The organism is Lysinibacillus sp. Y5S-8, assembly GCF_036894365.1.
Lineage (GTDB): Bacteria > Bacillota > Bacilli > Bacillales_A > Planococcaceae > Lysinibacillus > Lysinibacillus fusiformis_D.
The window spans coordinates 3,379,472-3,401,825 of record NZ_CP145889.1 but is presented as its reverse complement, the minus strand read 5'-3'; the positions used below and the strand labels follow the sequence as shown (position 1 = coordinate 3,401,825).

Here is a 22,354-nt window from a genome sequence, read left to right as displayed (position 1 = left end):
ATGGAATGCACTGTGCATTAAAAATCAGTTTGCAAATATTTTTTCTAGTTTTTGAACGAATTCATCTTGTTCAGATGGACTTGATTGCTTCCACCAATTTTCGAAAAACACCCCAAGCCCTGGCAGTAAATGTTCTTCTCCACGGTTAATGGCATCTTCCACAATATCTTTAAATTCTGCTGCAGATTGACCATGAACATTTGCAGTAATGGCATCTCTTATTTGAAAATTCATCTATTTCGCCTCCTTAGTAGTAATTTGTCCAATCATCGTTTAAATATGTATGAAATGCCAAAGAAAAATATATGATTTTTACAATAAATTGCTGAGATTATATATAAATAGGACAGGGATTTTAGTCATTCTCAACGATGTAATGATGAAAATGTGTACTCGCGTTCAATAAACGCCAGGGACTAAGATAGTATCACCTAGGAATATTGGACTGTGCATAGTCGACAGGAAGAGTAAAATGTCTATTCAGAACGAGCAAAAGCTTTCACCAACACAATCCTTTGAAGAAATATTAGAATGTGTGCAACCAATGATTACCGTTATTCTTAAGCAACTTCATATCTATAAGGAGTTTGATTATTATCGTCATATTGCTTCCATTGCTGTATGGAGGGCATGGCTAAAAGCAGACCCAGCAAAAGGACAATTTTCTGCCTATATATATTCATCGATCAAAGGAGAGATTTTAAATGAATTATCAAAGGAAAAAAGCTATAAAGAGCGAATAACAGTCGTTGATGATGAAACACTCGATTATGTTCGTAGTGAGTTCGAAGGAGGGGAGAATCAAAAAAATTCTATTGACCTTGAAAGTATTTTGACCCAGTTAAAGCAGATAGAAAGAAAAATACTACTCCTTTATTATGTAGAAGGCTACAATGATCAAGAAATAGCCAAAGTACTAGGTTTATCTGTCGCTGCTAGTAAAAAAAGGCGGGCTAGAATCTTCCAGAGGCTAAGTAACCAAGTTTTTGAAGTGGAATGAAGTACTAAAATATCAAAAGTATGCTAATATTGAAATAAAATGAATATTAGCATACTTGATATGAATGCATACAAATTCAGATAAAAGTGTTATGATTTGTAAGAAGTCAAAGAAATATACAATTCTAAGTGTATTATTTAATATAGTTAGTTATAATTTCCTAGTCAATGTTTAGATAGTTGTATGGAGGGTTTGTAGTGGAGAAATGGTTTAATCAAATAGAGAAAAAAGAGGTTTGGTACATAATATTGCCGTTATTACTTGTCATACCATTATTAAGCTTCAGCAATCAAATGTATGGTGTATTTCAAGGTGACATTTATCAAAATTTAAAATTGGTGATCCAAGTTTTAATCATTGTTTTTACAATGGCTATTGCGATCCAATCTTATTTAGTATTTTCACACTTATTATCCAATCAAACTTTATACATAGGGAACATTTTTTTTATAATTGCATTACTTGAATTAGTTAGCTTGTTCTTTAGTCAATCTACTGAATGGAGCTATATGGACGAGTCAATACATATATTAATGCGTGTGTATCTATCCATTGGATTTCTACTGATTATTTTATTCAAAAGACAACAATTATCAATGAACTATCGGTTGTTTACTTATGTTAGTTCTTTGCTATTCGTTATAGTCAGTATTTCTCTAGTGTATATGGTATCCAACATATTGTCAGAACAATTGCTAGTGTATATTGATAATATGGTACACCTTTTTGCTATAATTCTTCAAATTATAACCATTGTGATAGTAAGTAAGTATCTAAAAAAAATGCCGAAGCGATCGATGTGGTTAATCAGTGCAGCCATCTCGCTTATTGTAAGTGATGTCTTTTTTATTTTTAGTCAAGATCAAAATGCGATATGGGATTTCTCGGCACTAATTTATCAATTTTTAGCCTTTTACTTTTTCTTAAAGGCGATTTATTATACATCTGTGGAAAAGCCGTTTCAACAATTATTAAAAATTAAAAAGGATCTTGAACAATCTCAAGAAGAGCTGCGATTTCAGGCCTATCACGATGATATAACACTGCTGCCAAATGAGCATTTATTACTAAAGACGTTAAAGGAAAATTTACATGATAATCAAGTGCAGAAGGCCATCATTGCCATAGAAATTGACCGTTTTGCAGCCATTCGCTCTTCTATCGGGATAAGTAATTCTAATAAAATGATGAAGCTTGTCGCAGAGCGCATTCAAGCGATTGTACCTCCTCATTATTTTGCAACGAAGCTGCGCGAGGGTCAATTTGTTATTTATATTAATCACGTAAAGACGGTTGAAGAATTATTACAATTTTGTTTAAATCTCAAAAGTGCCATGAAAGACCCTTTGCAGGTACAATTATTTTCATTAAATGGCAATCTGAATATGGGCATTGCCCTCTATGAGGATAAATGGACGGGCGAAGAGCTATTGATGCATGCCCAATTAGCAATGAGAGAGGCTAGACAAATACCCCAAAGATTTCTTTTTTATAAGCCTTATATGTCAAAAGACATTGCAGATCGAATTTTGTTAGAGCAAGACTTACATAATGCATTAGCCAATAATGAGTTTTATTTAGATTATCAGCCACAGGTAAATTTAAAGACGGGCACAATTGAATCCGTCGAAGCATTAGCCCGCTGGCGGCATCCGACGCGTGGCTTTGTATCACCAGATGTATTTATTCCCATTGCCGAAGAGTGTGGGCTTATTATCCCATTAGGCAAATGGATATTAGAAACAGCTTGTATGCAAGCGAAAACATGGGAAAAACAAGGGTTACCTCCGATGAAGGTGGCAGTGAATTTGTCACTTGGGCAATTATTTCAGCAGGATTTAGTAGAAATGGTGGAAGAAATTTTACAACGCACAAAATTGACGCCTAAATATCTACAATTAGAAATTACGGAAAGTATGACGATGAATATTGATCAAATGACACAGCTATTACACGAATTAAAGGCATTAGGTATTCAAATTGCTGTAGATGATTTTGGAACAGGTTATTCATCTTTATCCTATTTAAAGGATTTTCCCATTGATTGTTTAAAAATCGACCGTACTTTTGTAAGAAATGTGCCGCATAATCCAAACGATGAAGCACTTGTTTCCATGATTATTTCGATGGCTAAACATTTGCGTTTAAAGGTTGTTGCAGAAGGTATTGAAGAAGTGGAACAACTATCATTTCTGATGGATGGCGGTTGTGATTATATTCAAGGCTATCTATTTAGTAAGCCAATCTCACCTCAGCAAATTTCAGAAACCTATACGGATTTACACCACCATATAGATGAAGTGTTAACACAGCTTCAATATATTGAGGATTATATTATTTAAATAAAAAAAGAACCTGCTTATTGACTATGCAAATAAGCAGGTTTTATCTGTTTAATGAACGAGATATTCTTCCTTTAATTCGGAAATAGCTACTTCAGATCGCTCCTCTAAAGAGCGGCGAAGGTGAACAGTCGCTGTTTTCTCATCATTGTGGAGTTGGTCGATCCAGACGGAAACGCCATTATAGCTCACTTCATATTCTGACGGTGAGGCGACAATTTCTTGTGCACGTTGAAAATTCAACGGAAGCCCCCCTTATTTTTTCTGTTTATTTTTGTTTTGTGTGACTGAATTAATGAGCTCCATAAACTCTTGAGAAAATTCTTCACTCACCTTATTTGGTGCGATTTTTTGGTTTTTTGGTGTTTGAGGTAATGAAGCTTTATTATTGCTTTGACCTTGTTTATTGTCTCTTCCCATGTGAGTTGCTCCTTTCCTGTTGATATAGGTTAATATGGCTTCAAACAGCATTTTTTATCCCGACATCACAGGTAGTAAGTCGTTACTTCACATGGTAAAAAGTTGCATAGCTCTTTATTTTTTGAGAACAATAACGAGCACTAAGGTTTTTTAATGGAAAAATGATTGCTTAATAAAACCCAATTTTGAGGGAATGGGAATCCTAATGCCCAATAACTAATACCTCGAAGGTTATAGTGTTTGACCATATCAAATTTCGCCTGTGCACTTCTTGCATCCTCAAACCATACCTCGTGATGCCTTCCTTGCTCATCGACATACTGATAAAAAGGAGATTGTGCAGTCGGGTCAAATTGTATTGTTGCTCCGTACTTGATGGCTCTATTAAGCGCCTCCTGCGGACTAAACGTTTCTGCTTCCTGTCCTTTGACATGAGGTAAGAGCCAATCACGCGCATACAGCTCAAAGCCCAATAGAATCTTATCGGCTGGAATTTCAGTTAAGGCATATTCCACAACTCTTCGCATTTCATTAATAGGGGAAATGGCTTGTGGAGGGCCAAGTCGATATCCCCATTCATACGTCATTAATACTACAAAATCTGCTATTCTCCCATGTGCTTCGTAATCATGTGCTTCATACAATGTGCCAGTTTGCGTAGCACTTGTTTTTGGTGCAAGGGCAGTTGACACTAAATAGCCCTTTGGATGAAGCATATCAGCGGCTAATTGTATAAAGGCATTGAAATTTTCACGATCTGCTGGCAAAACATTTTCAAAATCGATATTCAATACTTGGTAGCCTTTATCTTGCATCACTTGTAAAACATTATTCATGACTTTTTTTCGTAGGTCAGCATCGGACAAGACGACATGTGCTAAATTAGAGCCTTCTTCTGTAGCAGTAAAATTAGCGAGCGTTAACATAGGAATGATGTTTTTAGCCTTTGCAGCTGCTATCATACTTTCGTCGCTGATGGGCTGTAATGTACCGTCTTCCTTCATTTTATAAGCAAAGGGACTAAAGTAAGTTAAAAGATGACCAACGGCATTAATTGAATCAATCGCTTCTTCAGAAGGCTGATAGGAATAAGCATTGACTTCAATCTTCGGTAATTCTCTTGGGATGATTAAATTAGTTCCGACATATAGCATATTAGGATTGTTTATTTGATTTTCCACCACAATGACTTGAACGGTCGTACCGTAGCGCTGAGCTATTTGCCATAATGTTTCTCCTGGCTGCACGATATGGATGATGGGGGGAATTATTAATTTCGTTCCTGATGTTAACATATCAGGATTTGTTAGATGATTTTCTAAAATGATGGACTGTAAAGGAACACTAAAGCGTTGAGCAATTGACCATAACGTGTCCCCACTTTGAACAGTATAAATGGTATAAGGAGAAGGAATAACTAGTGATTGCCCGATAGCTAATTGATCGGGTGTAGCTAATGCATTTAATAGACTGATCGATTGAACAGGTACAGCATAATGATTGGCTATTTGCCATAATGTTTCGCCAGCACTCACTACATGAATAAGCATAGAACACCTCCTACACGATGTTATTAGTGCATCATATGTTTCAAAGGTGAAAATGAGTATTTTCATGTGAGTCCAGTAAAATGGTTGAAACTTCAAATTCTTTGATAAGTTTCATGGGGAGAAAGGCGCTTGTTGTTGAAAAAGGTGAGGCTCGTAGGGACGCAGAGGCCTTCTCCTTATGTATTTTAAATATCGATCATTTTAAAAACGTTCATGATATATAGGGTCATTAAGTGGGAGATGATGTCCTGTTCAATTAGCACAGCTACTGCAGCATCGAGTGCGTGTAAAAGACAATGTTGCTCGTTACGTCGATGAGGAATTTATCAGCATCTTACCAGTGAACGAAATAGCTGTGGCAAAAGCAATTGGAGAATAATTAAGACAAACTGTTAAGCAGGATAATTGGCCGACAGGACGTATTACGCTCAGTAGAGGGATTGCTACAATATACAGACATGCCTTTCATAAAAAAAGCAGACGAAGCACTGTATGTATTGAAAGCATATGGATGCAACCGAGTTACTCATTATCATGAGGTGAAATGAATGTCTTTATTTTTCGGCTAATAATTTTTGGATAGAAGGTAGATCTGCTGGAGCGAATGGAAGTTCGAGCAATTGCTTGCGAGAAACCCATTTTGCTTCAGCATGTTCTAGTATTTTGGGTACGCCTTTCACAATCGTTGCCTTATATGTTTCTAAGTGAACGAAAAATGTGTCGTATTCATGAAGGGTTACTGCGACTCGGTCACCTACTTGAATCATACAGTCAAATTCCTCGAAAATTTCACGATAAAGCGCCTGCGCAGGTGTTTCGCCGTGTTCTATCTTTCCACCAGGAAACTCCCAATAATTTGCTAGTACCATATGTGGATTTCTTAAAGCACAGAAAATTTCTTGCTGCTCATTTTCTATAATGGTACCAACGACATGTATCGTTTTTTTCATTTATATTCACCTGCCTTGACTTAGTATGCTGTGTCTAATTATAGCATGTCTGTATTGTTCTTTACTTAACGGCTGTAGAAAATAATAGTTTTCTCACATAACTATGAAATTTGCCATTTGCTAAGGTATAATAGTGGTCAATATATAGGAAAAAGGCGGTAAGAGGTAGCATATGAAGAGAATTGAATCTACGCAAAATGCGTTAGTGAAATATTGGAAAAAGTTAGCGACAACAAGAAAAGAGCGTGAACGATCAGGTGAATTTCTAATAGAGGGTTTTCATCTTGTGGAGGAAGCTTTAAAAAATAAAGAGCAAGTATTACAAATTATTGTACGTGAGGGTATTGATTTGCCAATGTTATGGCCGATTGATGATGTTGCTATTGTAGAAGTAACAGCAGCAGTAACAAAGGAATTCGCAGAAACAGAAACTTCTCAAGGCGTGTTTGCTGTATGTAAACAGCCAATTCTAGAGGATGAAGTGAAGGCCACTTGGCGTAAAGTGCTATTAATTGATGCAGTCCAAGATCCTGGTAATATTGGAACAATGATACGCACTGCCGATGCAGCAGGATTAGATGCCGTGATTTTAGGAAAAGGCTGTGCAGATGCCTACAATCCTAAAACATTACGCGCAGCTCAAGGCTCCCATTTCCATATCCCAGTAGTACGCGGAGACTTAGCAGAATGGGTAGACTTGCTACAAAATCAAGGTGTACCTGTCTTTGGTACTGCTTTGGATGAGGAGGCAGTGCCATATAGCGACATTCAGCATTCGGGTGCATTTGCTATTATTATGGGGAATGAAGGAAGTGGCATCCAGCCACAGCTATTAGCGATGACAGATCAAAATATGATTATTCCACTTTTTGGACAAGCTGAATCATTAAACGTAGCAGTTGCAACAGGTATTGTTTTATATGGCTTTGTGAAATAATTGACAGATCCTTGTGAGAATCAGGTAGTTGTCTCTTGATTTGCTACTATTCGTTATTGTATAATTTATTCTAAAATGTATGTTTAAATAATAAATGCTTTGATCGGGAAGTAGTAAAGATTGTGAATGGACGACAGGGAGCGTAAGGCCGGAGATTGAGAGCCGACGCCGTACCAATGCAATTTTGAATTCAGCCCGTGAGCAGCTACCGGGACCAGCGTGATGCTGTAAAGGTGTGCCGGCTTCATCAAGTCGTTATGTCAATGAAGTGATTGTAAGTTTTTGGCTTGCAATAACTAGGGTGGTACCGCGAATATGTCCTCGTCCCTTTTTAGGGGCGAGGTTTTTTTATGCCTAAAATGCAGGCATTTATTTTCTAAGGAGGTTTTAACATGGAAGAGCAATTAAAACAATTAGAGCAAGAAGCTCTTGCTAAAATTGAAGCAGCAGCAAATTTAAAAGAATTGAATGAAGTGCGTGTTGCATATCTAGGGAAAAAAGGACCTATCACAGATTTACTAAAAGGGATGGGGAAATTATCAGCTGAAGAACGTCCGAAAATGGGGGCTTTAGTGAATAATGTTCGTGAAAATGTAACAGCAGTACTAGAAACAAAGGTGGTTGTTCTAGAGGAAGCGGCGATTGCTGAAAAATTAGCAAGTGAGTCGATTGATGTCACTTTACCAGGTCGTGAAGTGAAAGTAGGAAATCGCCATCCGTTGACACGCGTCATTGAAGAAATTGAAGATTTATTTATCGGAATGGGCTATGAAATTGCTGAAGGTCCTGAAGTAGAAAAGGACTACTATAACTTTGAAGCACTAAATTTACCAAAAGGACACCCAGCACGTGATATGCAAGATTCGTTCTATATTTCCGAGGAAATATTGCTACGTACGCATACTTCGCCAGTACAGGCTCGTACAATGGAAGCCAAAAAAGGCGAATCTATTCGCATCATTTGTCCAGGTAAAGTATTCCGTCGCGATAATGATGATGCAACACATTCCCATCAATTTATGCAAATTGAAGGTTTAGTCATTGGCGAGAATATTCGTATGAGTGATCTAAAAGGAACATTAGATACTTTAGCGAAAAAAATGTTTGGTGCAGACCGCGAAATTCGACTTCGTCCGAGCTTCTTCCCATTCACAGAGCCATCAGTAGAAATGGATATTTCTTGTTTCAAATGTGGTGGCGCAGGTTGTAATGTATGTAAGAGCACAGGGTGGATTGAGATTCTAGGCGCAGGTATGGTTCATCCAAATGTATTAGAAATGGCTGGCTATGATCCGAAGAAAGTTTCTGGCTTCGCTTTCGGTATTGGTGCAGAACGTATTGCGATGTTGAAATATGGTGTTGACGATATTCGTCATTTCTATACAAGTGACACTCGTTTCTTATCACAATTCGAGCGAACAGAAGCGTAAGGGGGATAAAACATGTTAGTATCATTAGAATGGTTAAAAGATTATGTCAATACACAGGACTTAGCGCCTGAGCTATTAGCTGAAAAAATTACACGCTCTGGTATCGAAGTAGATGCAGTTATTGATCGTGCAAATGCTATGGATAAAGTAGTGGTTGGCTATGTAGTGTCTAAAGAGAAACATCCTGAAGCTGATAAGTTAAATATTTGTCAAGTTGATGTTGGAGAGGCAGAGCCACAACAAATTATTTGTGGTGCACCAAATGTAGATGCTGGTCAAAAAGTCATTGTTGCTCGTCCTGGTGCACATTTACCAGGTGGCATTAAAATAAAAAAAGCAAAACTTCGTGGTCATGAATCAAACGGTATGATTTGCTCATTGCAAGAACTTGGAATTGAAGGCAAGCTTGTTCCTAAAGCATATTCAGAAGGAATCTACGTATTGCCATCAGATGCAGAAGTTGGCTCTGATGCACTGGCTATTTTAGGCTTACGTGATACAGTGCTAGAGCTAGGCTTAACACCAAACCGCTCAGATGCTCTTTCTATGCTTGGTGTAGCCTATGAAGTAGGTGCCATCCTTACAGAGGAAATTAAGTATCCAGAGATTGCATATAAAACGGCTAATGAAAAAGCACAGGATTTATTAAAGCTACGTGTGGAAGATTTACAAGCAAATCCGATGTATGTAGCAAAAGTGGTGAAAAACGTAAAAATTGGTGAGTCACCAATATGGTTACAAAATCGTTTAATGGCAGCGGGTGTACGCCCACACAATAATGTCGTGGATGTAACCAACTATGTGTTAATGGAATATGGTCAACCATTGCATGCTTTCGACTATGATAGCCTAGCAACAGGTGAAATCGTCGTTCGTAAAGCAAAAGAAGGTGAGAAAATCACAACATTGGATGACCAAGAGCGAACTTTAAAAGCTTCTGATTTAGTCATTACGAATGGAAAAGAACCAGTGGCGATTGCTGGCGTAATGGGTGGTGCCAATTCAGAGGTAACAGACGCAACAACGACTGTTGTCATTGAATCAGCTTATTTTGACGGTTTAACAGTACGCCAAACATCTCGTCACCTTGGTCTACGTTCAGATGCATCGGCTCGTTTTGAAAAAGGGGTAGACCCAAATCGTGTCTTACCAGCCGCTGAACGTGCTGCCGCATTGCTTGCTGAATTAGCTGGCGGTGAAGTATTAGAGGGTACATGTCTAGTAGACGAGTTAGATAAAACAGCAGCGCGAGTAGTCGTTTCTCCAGATTTTATTAATGAGCGTTTAGGGATGAAGATTGCATTGGAAGATATGCTTTCGATTTTAGAGCGTCTAAAATTTGGTGTAGAGGCAGCAAATGGCTTACTAATGATTGATGCACCAACACGCCGCCAAGATATTAAAATCGAAGAGGATATTGTAGAGGAAATTGCTCGTCTTTACGGTTATGATGAAATCCCTATGACATTGCCAGAGGGAGCAACACAAGTAGGTAATCTAACACCATACCAAGCTAATCGCCGTGTTGTTCGTCATTATTTGGAAGGGGCTGGCCTCTACCAAGCTGTAACATATTCATTAACATCTGATGCATTGTCACAACGTTTTGCCTTAAAAGCAGAGCCAGTAACTAAATTGTTAATGCCAATGAGTGAGGAGCGCTCTACATTACGTCAAAGCCTTATTCCACACTTAATCGAAGCGGCTGCGTATAATGTGGCTCGCCAGGCTGAGGGTGTTGCTTTATATGAAATTGGTTCTGTGTTCCTTGGTCAATCAGGTGAAGGGCAACCTTACGAAGAAGAGCATGTAGCTGCAGTACTAACAGGCAAATGGCTAGATCATGCTTGGCAAGGTGAGAAAAAAGCAGTAGATTTCTTTGTGCTAAAAGGTATTATCGAAGGTGTAATCGGTAAACTTGGCTTAGAAAATCGCATGACATTTGTGAAAGCACAAGTGGATGGATTACATCCAGGACGTACGGCTAGTATCTTATTAGATGGCGAGCAAGTCGGTATTATTGGTGGACTCCATCCTGCAGAGCAAAAAGCATGGGGAGTCAAAGACACATATGTTATGGAAATGAATTTAGTTGCCCTATTAAATGCAAATGCACAAGAAGCCCCACTTGCATATACATCAGTGCCTCGTTTCCCAGTCATGTCTCGTGATATCGCTCTCATTATGGACCGTGCAACAACAGCAGGTGAAGTTGTCGAAGCTATCAGCGCAGCTGGCGTGAAATTATTAAAAGACGTTCGCATATTCGACGTTTATGAAGGGGAAAAAATGGAGCTAGGTAAAAAATCCGTTGCATTCTCTCTCACATACTTCGATCCAGAACGTACTTTAACAGACGATGAAGTAGTAGCCGCACACAATAAAGTGTTAAAAGCTATTGCTACGATTGCAGGTACAGAAGTACGCTAATCTATTTGAAAAAAGACTGTCTTTTTGAGGCAGTCTTTTTTTACTTGGGGAATTTAGCTAAGGGGAGGCTCAGCGCAAGCAGAAAGGCACTCTCAAAGAGGCTCAAAGCGTTCACTCCGAGAAGTTAGTTGCTCAAAGTAGTCCAAGTCGCTCTCAATCGAATTAAAAGCATTCTCGCCCAATTGGAATCTAGCAAGATTATTTACCTCCAAAAGAACACAGACATAGGAACTGCCCGTAAGACTCCCCCTGCTACTTAAAAGAACATGTAATGCTTTTTAAATCTTCTTTCGTGCTTTTTCGGTGTTGGCAAAATGCCATTTTGTTATGGAGCGTAGAAATTCCTCGCCATGGCTGCGCCAAATGCGAGCTGCTTGCATATCTACCTTGCTAGAAGCCCCCTTCATTAAGGTAAGCCCTGCGATTGCACTCAATCGATCCATTTCCTTTAAAAATGCAGCACGCGCTAAAATAGATGCTGTAGCGACAGCGACATGTAATTGCTCTGCTTTGGTAGAAAAATAGACATTTTCTTGTACAAGTTCATGTTCGTTTTTTAAATAATTGTAATAGATACCGCGTTCGGCAAACTGGTCGATTAAAATGAATTCGGGTTTTTCAGGTGCCATTTTCGTCAGCGTATTTTTTAGAGCCTTGTTGTGCATCATGGCTTTCATTTTCCCTTGGGAATAGCCTTTTGCCTGTAGGGTGTTATATTTCTCGTTGCGTAATACGAGGACACTATGGACACAAGCTGCTCGTAAATCCGGTGCAATTTTTCGCATATAATCATCCGTTAGCATTTTCGAATCTTTTACGCCAAGCTCATTAATAAGTTCGATTTTGGAGGTAGGTACATATACCGCAGCCACTGTGATAGGGCCGAAATAATCACCTGTGCCAGTTTCATCTGAGCCTAAGACAGACATTGCTGCGAAATTTTCAGGTAGTACATCACCCTTTGCCCCGATAGATGAGGATGTCTGGCTAGTTGTTTTTTCAATAGTTCCCCAACGTGCCGCCTCGCGTTCAGCGCCACCCCCTTGAAACATTAATTTTCCTGATTTATACATAGTAATGGCGGTATCTGGTAGCTTTGCAGCAAAGATGACACCAGGAGCCTTACGCTCGATAAAATAGGTTGCGTAGTAAGCCATCACCTCTTTTTGAATATTTGTTGAAATGGAAAGCACAATATTTGACATTTAATCGTTCCTTTCTGTCCTCATTGTTCACAATTTTATACCTTTCATGGTATGATAATAAATAGCTTTTTTGTGTGATGGTGCTCACAAGCTGAAAAGATCATGTGTGCATCGAATTTATAGGAGGGTGCGACTATGGAAAAACAAGAAAAAAATAAAATTTCTGTGGAAATATATGGTCATACATATAAAATGGTCGGCTCAGAATCCATTGGCCATATGCGACTTGTTGCTTCGATTGTTGATGACCGGATGCGCGAGATGAGCGTACATAATCCCTCACTTGATAGCACAAAACTTGCTGTTCTGACGGCAGTAAATACAGTACATGATTATTTACTATTAAAAGAACGAATGGAGCAACTAGAAGAAGAATTGAAAAAATTAAAGGGTTGAAGAGAATGTTAGATTTAATCATATTAGTGGTACTGCTAGCTGGAATTGGTGTCGGTGCAAAACGAGGTTTCATTGTACAAATGATGCACATTGTCAGCTTTGTCGTAGCCCTAATTGTTGCGTATATTTATTATAAGCCATTAGCACAAAAATTTGTATTTTGGGTGCCTTATCCAGGTGTCACTGATACAGGTAGCCTTGGTGTCGTCATTGATAGTCTCGATTTAGATCGCACCTTCTATCGTGTGATTGCCTTTGCGGTAATTTTCTTTGCTGTTAAAATAACATTGCAAATCGTGGCATCGATATTTGATTTTATTGCGTATTTACCTGTGCTCAATACAGTGAATCGTTGGCTTGGCGCATTACTTGGCATGATTGAAAACTATTTAATTATGTTTATTTTGCTATACGTGTGCGCTTTATTGCCGATTGATGTCATTCAAAATTTAATGTCGAAGTCATTGTTAAGTGGGCTTATGTTGGAGCATACACCGATTATTACGAAGATGTTCCAAAACTGGTGGTATATTTATATGCAATAGTAAACTGTGCACTTCTCTCTGTTTGAGAGAAGTGTTTTTACGATAGGGGGAATTACCAATGAATAAAAAAACAATTATTCGCACACTCGAAAAAATTGCTTTATATATGGAACTACAAGGAGAAAACCCATTCAAGGTATCTGCTTTTCGGAAAGCAGCTACAGCACTGGAGGGGGACGAGCGTTCATTAAGTGAAATGGACGATGTAACAAAACTTAAAGGGATTGGTAAAGGAACGGCTGCTGTCATTGAGGATTTGATGGTAACAGGTGAATCGAGTTTGTTAAAAGAACTAGAAGACATTGTCCCTAAAGGATTATTGCCATTGTTAAAATTGCCAGGCTTGGGAGGTAAAAAGATTGCGAAGCTTCACCAAGAGCTAGGCATTGACTCAGCAGAAAGCTTAAAAGCAGCTTGTGAAGCAGGGAAAGTTCGTGAATTAGCAGGCTTTGCTGTAAAAACAGAGGAAAAAATTTTAAAGGAACTCGCTAATTTGGCGAATCGCTCAGATCGTTTACCAATTTGGCAGCTTGAGCCTGTGGTTTTACAAATAGAGGCGCTTCTAGGTAGTATGAAGGAAGTGGAACGTTTTTCAGTTGCTGGAAGCTTCCGTCGGGCGCTAGAAACAAGTAAAGATATTGATTTTATTGTGGTGACACAAGCAGTTGAGGCTGTACGTGAAAAGTTATTAAATGGATTAGCCATCCAAGAAGTAGTGGCAGCGGGAGATACTAAAATTTCAGTGATTTTAGACTTAGAGGAGCCAGTTGGTGTTGATTTCCGTTTAGTGAAGGACAATGAATATGCAACTGCCTTGCATCATTTTACAGGGTCAAAAGACCACAATGTGCGTATGCGCCAACTTGCCAAAGCGCGTGGTGAAAAAATTAGTGAATATGGTGTTGAACAGGAAGATGGTACCGTTATAACGTTTTCAGATGAAGCGGCATTTTTCGCTCATTTTGACCTACCTTGGATTCCACCAAGCTTACGTACAGGAACAGTGGAATTTGATAATACAAAGACGATTCAACAGTTAGTGCGATTAGAGGATATTCAGGCAGATTTACATATGCATACGACCTGGTCTGATGGTGCATACTCTGTTGCAGAAATGGGCGAGGCATTACGAGCGCGTGGCTATCAATATAGCGTTATTACAGATCATTCACAATTTCTAAAAGTGGCAAATGGTTTAACACCGGAGCGTTTAGAAAAACAGCGTGTGGAAATTGAGGCATTTAATGCAACACATCCAGATTTCCATTTGTTTAAAGGGACAGAGATGGATATTTTGCCAGACGGCTCCCTTGATTTCGACGATCAAGTGTTAAAAGAGTTAGACTTTGTTATCGCTTCTATTCATTCGAGCTTTACACAATCACAAGATAAAATTATGGCACGTTTACTAACGGCCATGCAAAATCCTTATGTTCATATGATTGCCCATCCAACTGGTCGAATTATTGAGGATCGTGATGGCTATAATCCTGATATGAAACAGCTAATTGCGTGGGCGAAGGAATATGGTAAAATTTTAGAGTTAAATGCAAATCCGTATCGTTTAGATTTGTGTGTGGAACATTTAGAAATGGCTTTAGCTGCAGGTGTACCTGTAGCCATTAATACAGATGCTCATGATATAGTGCATTTACGTTTTATGGATATCGGTGTTCGCTATGCCAATAGAGCATGGCTACCGAAAGATATGATAGTGAATACATGGACGCTTGAACAATTTGAGGCGTTCATACGACGAAATAAATAGGTTGAGGAGGTGTTCTCAGTGATAGCAGAACGCGCATTGAAAACACTAGAATACGATAAAGTACGGCAACAAGTGGCCTCATATTGTACTTGCTCCATTGGGAAATCTGCCATTGAGGAGCTTGTACCACAAACAGATTTTGATAAAGTAGTACAATTATTAGAGGAGATGGATGAGGGATTATCCATTTTACGTGTTAAAGGCAATGTTCCAATGGGAGGAATATTTGATGTACGACCATCTGCAAGACGTGCCCAAATAGGAGGCATGCTAGCAGCAATAGAATTAATGGAAATATCGAGCACAATTCGAGCAAGTAGAATTTTACGTAATTTCATTGAGGATTTAGAGGCTGATGAAGTGATTGAAATTCCACATTTCATCGCGAAAAAGGAAGCGATACCTGTTTTAACAGGTTTGCAACATGAAATCAACAACTGTATTGATGACAATGGAGCTGTTTTAGACTCGGCTAGTCAAACGTTGCGTTCTATACGCCAATCTTTACGAGCTGAAGAAGGAAAAGTCCGTTCTAAGCTGGAAAGTTTAATTCGTGGAAGTAATGCAGCAAAAATGCTTTCTGATACACTTGTGACAATTCGTAACGATCGCTTTGTCATTCCTGTAAAACAAGAATATCGTCACCATTATGGCGGGATTGTCCATGACCAATCCTCTTCTGGTCAAACCTTATTTATCGAGCCAGACTCTGTTGTACAAGCGAATAATGAAATTCATCGCTTAAAAATGAAGGAGCAGGCGGAAATTGAGCGTATTTTACTGGCATTAAGTGCAATGGTGCAAGAAGTAGCATCAGATTTATTTAATTTAGTGAAAGCTTTAGGGGATATTGATGTTATTTTAGCAAAAGGCAAATATGGACAAGCCAATAAATGTACAATGCCTAAAATGAATAAGGATGGCTATATTCGACTTGTTCGTGCACGTCATCCACTTCTACCAATAGAGATAGCTATTCCGAATGATATTGAATTTGGTAAAGAAATTACAGCTATTGTCATTACGGGTCCTAATACAGGTGGTAAAACGGTAACATTGAAAACGGTAGGTCTGTGTACATTAATGGCGCAGGCAGGATTACCAGTGCCAGCATTAGATGGCTCAGAACTCGCTGTATTTGAGCAATTGTTTGCTGATATTGGTGATGAGCAATCAATTGAGCAGTCACTTTCCACGTTCTCGTCTCATATGGTCAATATTGTAGACATTCTACAAAAATTTGATCATGAATCACTTGTTCTTTTCGATGAATTAGGAGCAGGTACTGATCCTCAGGAAGGAGCAGCCTTAGCTATCTCCATTTTAGACGAAGTACATGGACGCGGTGCACGTGTAATGGCTACAACTCATTATCCTGAGCTAAAAGCGTATGGCTATAATCGACCAGGTGTTGCCAATGCTAGTGTAGAGTTTGATATTGAAACTTTGAGTCCAACCTACCGTCTACTTATTGGTGTACCTGGGCGCTCTAATGCATTCGAAATATCCAGTCGTCTTGGACTGCCTGAATCCATTATCGATCGTGCGAAAGGCTTTACAGGGACAGATCGTCATGAGGTTGAATCGATGATTGCCTCATTGGAGGAAACACGTCGCCAATCAGAAGATGATGCAGAACGTTCCCATGCATTGCTAGTAGAATCGGAAACTTTACGTAAAGAGCTTCAAGATAAATTACAAGCCTATGAAGAGCGTAAAGAGGCACTTGATAAGAAAGCAAAGGAAAAAGCTCGTAAAATTGTTGATGAAGCGAAAAGAGAAGCGGAAGCGATTATTGCAGAGCTTCGAGAAATGCGCAAAAATGCTGATCAAGTTGTCAAGGAGCACGAATTGATTGAAGCACGTAAACGTCTGGAAGAAGCAACACCACTTGAAGACAATAAAGTACTGAAAAAAGCAGCGCAAGTAAAAGCACGTGCGCAAAACTTAGTTGTCGGGGACGAGGTAAAGGTGTTAAGCTATGGTCAACGAGGTACTTTGTTAGAAAAAGTGTCGAATACCGAATGGGTTGTCCAAATGGGGATTTTAAAAATGAAAATCGCTGATAGTGATTTAGAGTATATTAAGCCTGAAAAAGAGACGATATTACGGACAGCTGGTGTGAAAAATCGCAATAGCCATGTAAAATTAGAATTAGATTTGCGTGGTGAACGCTATGAGGACGCGATTTTAAGAACAGAGAAATATATTGATGATGCGTTACTCGCTAATTATGGGCGTGTGTCTATTATTCATGGGGTTGGTACAGGGGCTTTACGTCAAGGTATTCAAAGCTATTTAAAGAAGCATAAGCGCGTGAAATCCTTCCGTTTTGGTGAAGCCGGCGAGGGGGGCTTAGGCGTCACAGTTGTTGAATTGAAATAAGCTATAAAGGGGACGGAGAAAAATGCTGAATTCTGGCTTTTGGCGATATCCAATGATCGAAACGGCAGGATATTTTAGTGTTGTTGTATTATGTTTAGTCGTCTCGATGGCATTGTTCGAAGTCGTTACGAAATATAAGAATTGGGAAGAAATTAAAAATGGTAATGTTGCTGTGGCCCTTGCAACAGGTGGAAAAATACTAGGGATTTGCAATATCTTTCGTTTTTCCATTGCACGCCATAGCACATTAAGTGAAATGATTGGCTGGGGTCTTTTTGGCTTTACACTATTGATTGTAGCGTATTTCTTATTTGAATTTATGACACCTCGTTTTAATGTAGATCAAGAGATTGCCAATGATAATCGCTCAGTTGGTTTCATTTCCTTTACCATTTCAGTCGGTCTATCGTTTGTAATTGGGGCAAGTATTGCATAGGAGTGTCATGACATGGAAAAATTAGCAAAAGTACTAATCATTGTCTGTATTGCATTTTTGGCAGTGGGCGTCTACTATATGATGACTGTTTAAGTAAAAAACGCATTCTCTTATGAGGGTGCGTTTTTTGTATTTACTTCAATTTCTGCTAACAGCTATTCATTTTCCTCCATAATCTGAATAAATAATTATTTTTATAGTATAGGAATATCCTCATAATTTTCTATTTGAAAGATTTGAGAATGAATGAGGATTCATAAGGTGTATGCAAATAAAACAGACTAAACATCTGTCATATTAATGTTGTGAATTGCATAATAATTAATCGAAAATGCATTTATTTTCTATTTTCTGTTTGAAACTGCATTTCTTTTTCATTATAATAAATATAAGAATTGACAAAGTTTGGGACAAAGGGGAGAGGACGTATGACAGCAAAACCATGGCTAGCAAATTATCCTGAAGAAGTACCATCGTCTTTAACGTTTGAGGAAATTCCGGTGCAAGAGTTTTTGACACGCGCCTATAAAAAGAATCCATCCAAAGTTGCGATTCATTTTATGGGGAAGGATTTGACGTACACCGAGCTATATGAGTCAGCTTTAAGGTTCGCAAACTATTTACAAGCATTAGGTGTGGAAAAGGGAGATCGAGTAGCTATTATGCTACCTAACTCGCCACAAAGTGTAATCGCTTACTACGGCGCTATGTATGCAGGTGCTGTTGTCGTACAAACAAATCCACTTTATACTGAACGTGAGCTTCAATACCAAATGGCTGATTCAGGTGCAAAGGTTATTCTTGTCATGGATATTTTATATCCAAGAGTGATGAAAATTATGAAAGAGACAGCACTTGAAAATGTTATCGTGACAGCCATTAAAGATTATTTACCATTCCCAAAAAATTTAGTCTATCCATTTATTCAAAAAAAGCAGTATGGCTTTAGTGTCAAGGTTGAACATAGCGGGCAAAATCATTTATTTTCAGAAATTATGCGCTCTGCACCGATTAAGGTAATTGATCATATCTCATTTGATTTTGCAGAAGACCTAGCACTCCTACAATATACTGGTGGAACAACGGGGTTCCCAAAAGGGGTTATGTTAACCCATAAAAATTTAATTGCCAATACGACAATGTGTGATGCCTGGATGTATAAATGTGTGCATGGTGAAGAGACCATTATGGGCATTCTTCCATTCTTCCACGTCTATGGTATGACAACGGTTATGCTATTATCAGTATTCACTCAAAATAAGATGGTGCTCTTACCGAAGTTTGATGCTGAAACGGCATTAAAAACGATTGATAAACAAAAACCAACACTTTTTCCCGGTGCACCAACCTTATACATTGGTCTTCTAAATCATCCAGACATTGCGAATTATAATTTATCATCTATTAAGGCGTGCTTAAGTGGTTCTGCTTCATTGCCAATTGAAGTTCAGGAGAAATTTGAAGCGGTTACTGGTGGGAAGCTTGTAGAGGGCTACGGATTAACGGAAACATCACCTGTAACACATGCTACGCCAATTTGGGGTAAGCGAGTGATTGGTTCAATCGGTTTACCTTGGCCTAATACAGAAGCTGTTATTTTACGTACAGGGGATACGGAAGAGCTTCCAGTTGGCGAAGTGGGTGAAATCGCTGTCAAAGGTCCACAAGTGATGAAGGGCTACTGGAACCGACCTGAGGATACAGCAGCGACATTTGTCAATGGCTGGTTTTTAACAGGTGATCTTGGTTATATGGATGAGCAGGGTTTCTTCTATGTAGTGGATCGTAAAAAAGATTTGATCATAGCGGGTGGCTTTAATATTTATCCTCGTGAAGTGGAAGAAGTGTTATACGAACGCGAAGAAATTCAAGAGTGTGTTGTTGCAGGCATACCTGACCCGTATCGTGGAGAAACAGTAAAAGCTTATATTGTTTTAAAAGAAGGATATTCGATCTCGGAGGACGAATTAAATAAATATTGCCGTCAGCATCTAGCGGCATTTAAAGTTCCTCGTTATTATGAATTTAGAGATGAACTACCAAAAACAGCCGTAGGAAAAATTTTACGCCGCTCTTTGGTAGACGAAGAAAAAACAAAATTAGCGAATAAAGAAGCGAAATAAATACGTGTGAAAGTATTGACAAGTAATGCTGTTAAATATAATATGAAAATATGAATGAATGACCATTCATATTTTCATATTTTTTTAGGTTCACACGTCATATTGATATTGTAGACGTGCGCATGTTTTTTAGGTGGTGATATAAAAGTGAAACGAGATAAGCCGAAATATAAGCAAATTATTGATGCAGCTGTCATCGTTATTGCGGAAAATGGGTATCACCAAGCGCAAGTATCGAAAATCGCCAAACAGGCAGGGGTGGCCGATGGAACAATCTATTTATATTTTAAAAATAAAGAAGATATATTAATTTCTGTCTTTAATGAAAAAATGGCTGTTTTTGTAGAGTCATTACAAGATATAATAGAAAATGGAAGTACGTCTCGTGACAAACTTTCACGAATGATTGCCAATCATTTTAATGTTCTTGCGACAGATCGATACCTAGCAACCGTCACACAATTAGAGCTTCGCCAGTCAAACAAAGACTTACGATTAAAAATTAATGGTGTACTACGTGAGTATTTACATTTACTCGATCAAATTTTAGTCGAAGGTATGCTTTCAGGGGAGTTCAATCAGACGATGGATGTACGCTTGGCACGACAAATGGTTTTTGGAACAATTGATGAAACGATTACGTCGTGGGTTATGAATGACTATCGATATGATTTGATGGAACAAGTTCCAAAGGTTCAGGCATTAATCCTGAACGGCATTAAAGCTTAAAAGGATGTGGAGAAATGGAATTTCTAAGTTGGAAAGTAGAAGATGGGGTAGCGATTATTACAATTGCACGTCCACCAGCAAATGCATTATCTCGCGGTATTATTGCAGAAGTTAACGCTGTCTTAGATGCTGTTGAACACGATGATGCAGTAAGAGTCCTTGTACTTCATGGTGAAGGCCGTTTCTTCTCTGCAGGGGCAGATATTAAAGAATTTACTGGGGTAGAATCTGGAGAAGAATTTACGAAGCTAGCTAGCAATGGGCAGCAAGTATTTGAGCGAGTTGAATCATTCTCGAAGCCTGTTATTGCAGCCATTCATGGTGCAGCATTAGGCGGTGGGCTTGAATTAGCCATGAGCTGTCATATGCGATTTGTCACTGAATCGGCAAAACTAGGTTTACCTGAATTACAATTAGGTCTTATACCTGGCTTTGGCGGTACACAGCGCTTACCACGTTATGTAGGTGTAGCAAAGGCTGCTGAAATGATGTTTACAAGTGAGCCAATTACTGGTGCAGAAGCCGTGCAGTGGGGCTTAGCGAATCGTTCATTCTCAGACGAAGCACTGCTAGATGAAACGCTGAAAATTGCGAAAAATATTGCAAAGAAAAGCCCAATTGCTTTAAAAGCAGCTATTCAAACATTGCAATATGCAAAGCCTGCATCATTTTATGAGGGCATTGAAGCAGAGGCAACATCCTTTGGGACAGTATTCGTATCAGAAGATGCCAAAGAAGGAATTCAAGCATTCATTGAAAAGCGTGAGCCTGTGTTTACTGGCAAATAATTTCCCAAATGTCGATAACAGTTTTAAGATGTTATCGGCGTTATCGAAACTAAAAATATATAATATTTATAAGTTTACTTAGAATTATAAAACGTTCCAGGAGGTATGGATATATGAATATTTTTGCATTAATTAAACGTACGTTTGATACAGAAGAAAAAATCGTAGTGTCGGGTGGTAAAATCCAAGAGGACGGCGCAGAATTCATTATCAACCCTTATGATGAATATGCCATTGAAGAAGCAATCCAAGTTCGCGATGCTGCTGGTGGTAAAGTAACAGTAGTGACAATTGGTGGCGAGGATGCAGAGAAACAATTACGTACAGCACTTGCCATGGGAGCAGACGAAGCAGTGCTAATTAATACGGAAGACGATTTAGATGAGTTAGACCAAAATGCAGCAGCTTATCTATTAGCGGAATACTTAAAAGATAAAGAGGCGGATTTAATTTTAACAGGAAATGTTGCGATCGATGGTGGTTCAGGTCAAGTAGGTCCACGTGTTGCAGACTTATTAGATATAAATTATGTAACAACGATTACAAAGCTTGAAATTGATGGAACATCTGCGAAAATTGTTCGCGATATCGAAGGAGATTCAGAGGTAATTGAAACTTCTTTACCATTACTAGTAACAGCTCAACAAGGTTTAAATGAGCCACGTTACCCATCTCTACCAGGTATTATGAAAGCGAAAAAGAAACCGCTTGCAGAGCTTGAGTTAGATGATTTAGATATCGATGAAGATGATGTAGAAGTGAAGATTGAAACAGTAGATATCTTCTTGCCAGCTCAAAAAGCAGCAGGCCGCATTCTAGAAGGCGACCTTTCTGTACAAGTAAAAGAGCTAGTAAATCTACTTCACACAGAAGCAAAAGTTGTTTAATTATTTGATGTTAATCGAATCTTAAAGGGTAAC

20 protein-coding genes are annotated in these 22,354 nt (G+C 38.7%); 14 read left to right on the top strand and 6 right to left on the bottom strand.

Going from position 1 to position 22,354, the window contains the following annotated elements; genetic code table 11:
* Positions 1-24 precede the first annotated feature (24 nt).
* Complete coding sequence (gene sspI / locus V6670_RS16570; protein WP_036128269.1) at positions 25-234, bottom strand: small acid-soluble spore protein SspI; 210 nt, start codon at positions 232-234, stop codon at positions 25-27.
* A 238-nt stretch (positions 235-472) separates the two neighbouring features.
* Between sspI and V6670_RS16565 the strand changes: the two genes are divergently transcribed.
* Together V6670_RS16565 and V6670_RS16560 are read left to right on the top strand one after the other, a co-directional pair.
* Positions 473-1,000 carry a sigma-70 family RNA polymerase sigma factor gene (locus tag V6670_RS16565; protein ID WP_141904725.1) on the top strand — a complete coding sequence of 176 codons (528 nt, stop codon included), beginning with the start codon at positions 473-475 and terminating at the stop codon, positions 998-1,000.
* Between the two features lie 197 nt (positions 1,001-1,197).
* Positions 1,198-3,342, top strand: coding sequence for an EAL domain-containing protein (locus tag V6670_RS16560; RefSeq protein ID WP_338651700.1), 2,145 nt, complete (start codon positions 1,198-1,200; stop codon positions 3,340-3,342).
* Positions 3,343-3,393: 51 nt separating this feature from the next.
* On the opposite strand, the gene V6670_RS16555 is transcribed toward V6670_RS16560, so the two are convergent.
* The 4 genes from V6670_RS16555 to V6670_RS16540 all read right to left on the bottom strand — a co-directional run bounded on the left by V6670_RS16555 (position 3,394) and on the right by V6670_RS16540 (position 6,262).
* On the bottom strand, positions 3,394-3,585 hold the full coding sequence (locus V6670_RS16555; RefSeq protein ID WP_036128267.1) for an H-type small acid-soluble spore protein: 192 nt from the start codon (positions 3,583-3,585) through the stop codon (positions 3,394-3,396).
* 12 nt (positions 3,586-3,597) lie between these two features.
* On the bottom strand, positions 3,598-3,762 hold the full coding sequence (locus tag V6670_RS16550; RefSeq protein ID WP_139149533.1) for a YfhD family protein: 165 nt from the start codon (positions 3,760-3,762) through the stop codon (positions 3,598-3,600).
* 140 nt (positions 3,763-3,902) lie between these two features.
* Positions 3,903-5,312: a LysM peptidoglycan-binding domain-containing protein gene (locus tag V6670_RS16545; RefSeq protein WP_338651699.1), complete on the bottom strand. Its 1,410-nt coding sequence runs from the start codon at positions 5,310-5,312 to the stop codon at positions 3,903-3,905.
* Positions 5,313-5,866: 554 nt separating this feature from the next.
* Entirely contained in the window at positions 5,867-6,262 is a 396-nt protein-coding gene (locus V6670_RS16540) for a (deoxy)nucleoside triphosphate pyrophosphohydrolase (protein WP_338651698.1), read from the bottom strand.
* Between the two features lie 172 nt (positions 6,263-6,434).
* On the opposite strand from V6670_RS16540, the gene V6670_RS16535 reads away from it, so the two are divergent.
* From V6670_RS16535 to pheT, 3 genes are all read left to right on the top strand, one after another.
* A complete protein-coding gene (locus tag V6670_RS16535) occupies positions 6,435-7,199 on the top strand; it encodes an RNA methyltransferase (protein ID WP_058844332.1) in 765 nt (254 codons plus the stop codon).
* Positions 7,200-7,591: 392 nt separating this feature from the next.
* Positions 7,592-8,629: a phenylalanine--tRNA ligase subunit alpha gene (pheS, locus tag V6670_RS16530; protein WP_036128260.1), complete on the top strand. Its 1,038-nt coding sequence runs from the start codon at positions 7,592-7,594 to the stop codon at positions 8,627-8,629.
* Between the two features lie 12 nt (positions 8,630-8,641).
* A complete protein-coding gene (gene pheT, locus V6670_RS16525) occupies positions 8,642-11,059 on the top strand; it encodes a phenylalanine--tRNA ligase subunit beta (protein ID WP_338651697.1) in 2,418 nt (805 codons plus the stop codon).
* Positions 11,060-11,337: 278 nt separating this feature from the next.
* Here pheT and rnhC read toward each other — a convergent pair whose 3' ends face one another.
* On the bottom strand, positions 11,338-12,264 hold the full coding sequence (gene rnhC, locus V6670_RS16520) for a ribonuclease HIII (RefSeq protein WP_141904729.1): 927 nt from the start codon (positions 12,262-12,264) through the stop codon (positions 11,338-11,340).
* A 135-nt stretch (positions 12,265-12,399) separates the two neighbouring features.
* Between rnhC and zapA the strand changes: the two genes are divergently transcribed.
* The 9 genes from zapA to V6670_RS16475 all read left to right on the top strand — a co-directional run bounded on the left by zapA (position 12,400) and on the right by V6670_RS16475 (position 22,321).
* Positions 12,400-12,660, top strand: coding sequence for a cell division protein ZapA (gene zapA, locus V6670_RS16515; RefSeq protein WP_036128254.1), 261 nt, complete (start codon positions 12,400-12,402; stop codon positions 12,658-12,660).
* A gap of 5 nt (positions 12,661-12,665) precedes the next feature.
* The gene (locus V6670_RS16510; protein ID WP_036128251.1) at positions 12,666-13,205 is read left to right on the top strand and encodes a CvpA family protein; all 540 of its coding nucleotides are present in this window, start codon (positions 12,666-12,668) and stop codon (positions 13,203-13,205) included.
* 58 nt (positions 13,206-13,263) lie between these two features.
* Positions 13,264-14,973 (top strand): DNA polymerase/3'-5' exonuclease PolX, encoded by a 1,710-nt coding sequence (polX, locus tag V6670_RS16505; protein ID WP_141904730.1) that lies wholly within the window; start codon positions 13,264-13,266, stop codon positions 14,971-14,973.
* An 18-nt stretch (positions 14,974-14,991) separates the two neighbouring features.
* Positions 14,992-17,358: an endonuclease MutS2 gene (locus tag V6670_RS16500; RefSeq protein ID WP_141904731.1), complete on the top strand. Its 2,367-nt coding sequence runs from the start codon at positions 14,992-14,994 to the stop codon at positions 17,356-17,358.
* 22 nt (positions 17,359-17,380) lie between these two features.
* A complete protein-coding gene (locus tag V6670_RS16495; protein WP_141904732.1) occupies positions 17,381-17,794 on the top strand; it encodes a DUF350 domain-containing protein in 414 nt (137 codons plus the stop codon).
* A 428-nt stretch (positions 17,795-18,222) separates the two neighbouring features.
* Complete coding sequence (locus V6670_RS16490; protein WP_141904733.1) at positions 18,223-19,917, top strand: AMP-binding protein; 1,695 nt, start codon at positions 18,223-18,225, stop codon at positions 19,915-19,917.
* Between the two features lie 147 nt (positions 19,918-20,064).
* Positions 20,065-20,646: a TetR/AcrR family transcriptional regulator gene (locus V6670_RS16485; protein ID WP_036128243.1), complete on the top strand. Its 582-nt coding sequence runs from the start codon at positions 20,065-20,067 to the stop codon at positions 20,644-20,646.
* A gap of 14 nt (positions 20,647-20,660) precedes the next feature.
* The gene (locus V6670_RS16480) at positions 20,661-21,434 is read left to right on the top strand and encodes an enoyl-CoA hydratase (RefSeq protein ID WP_141904734.1); all 774 of its coding nucleotides are present in this window, start codon (positions 20,661-20,663) and stop codon (positions 21,432-21,434) included.
* Positions 21,435-21,547: 113 nt separating this feature from the next.
* A complete protein-coding gene (locus tag V6670_RS16475; protein ID WP_036128240.1) occupies positions 21,548-22,321 on the top strand; it encodes an electron transfer flavoprotein subunit beta/FixA family protein in 774 nt (257 codons plus the stop codon).
* The last annotated feature ends 33 nt before the right edge of the window (positions 22,322-22,354 follow it).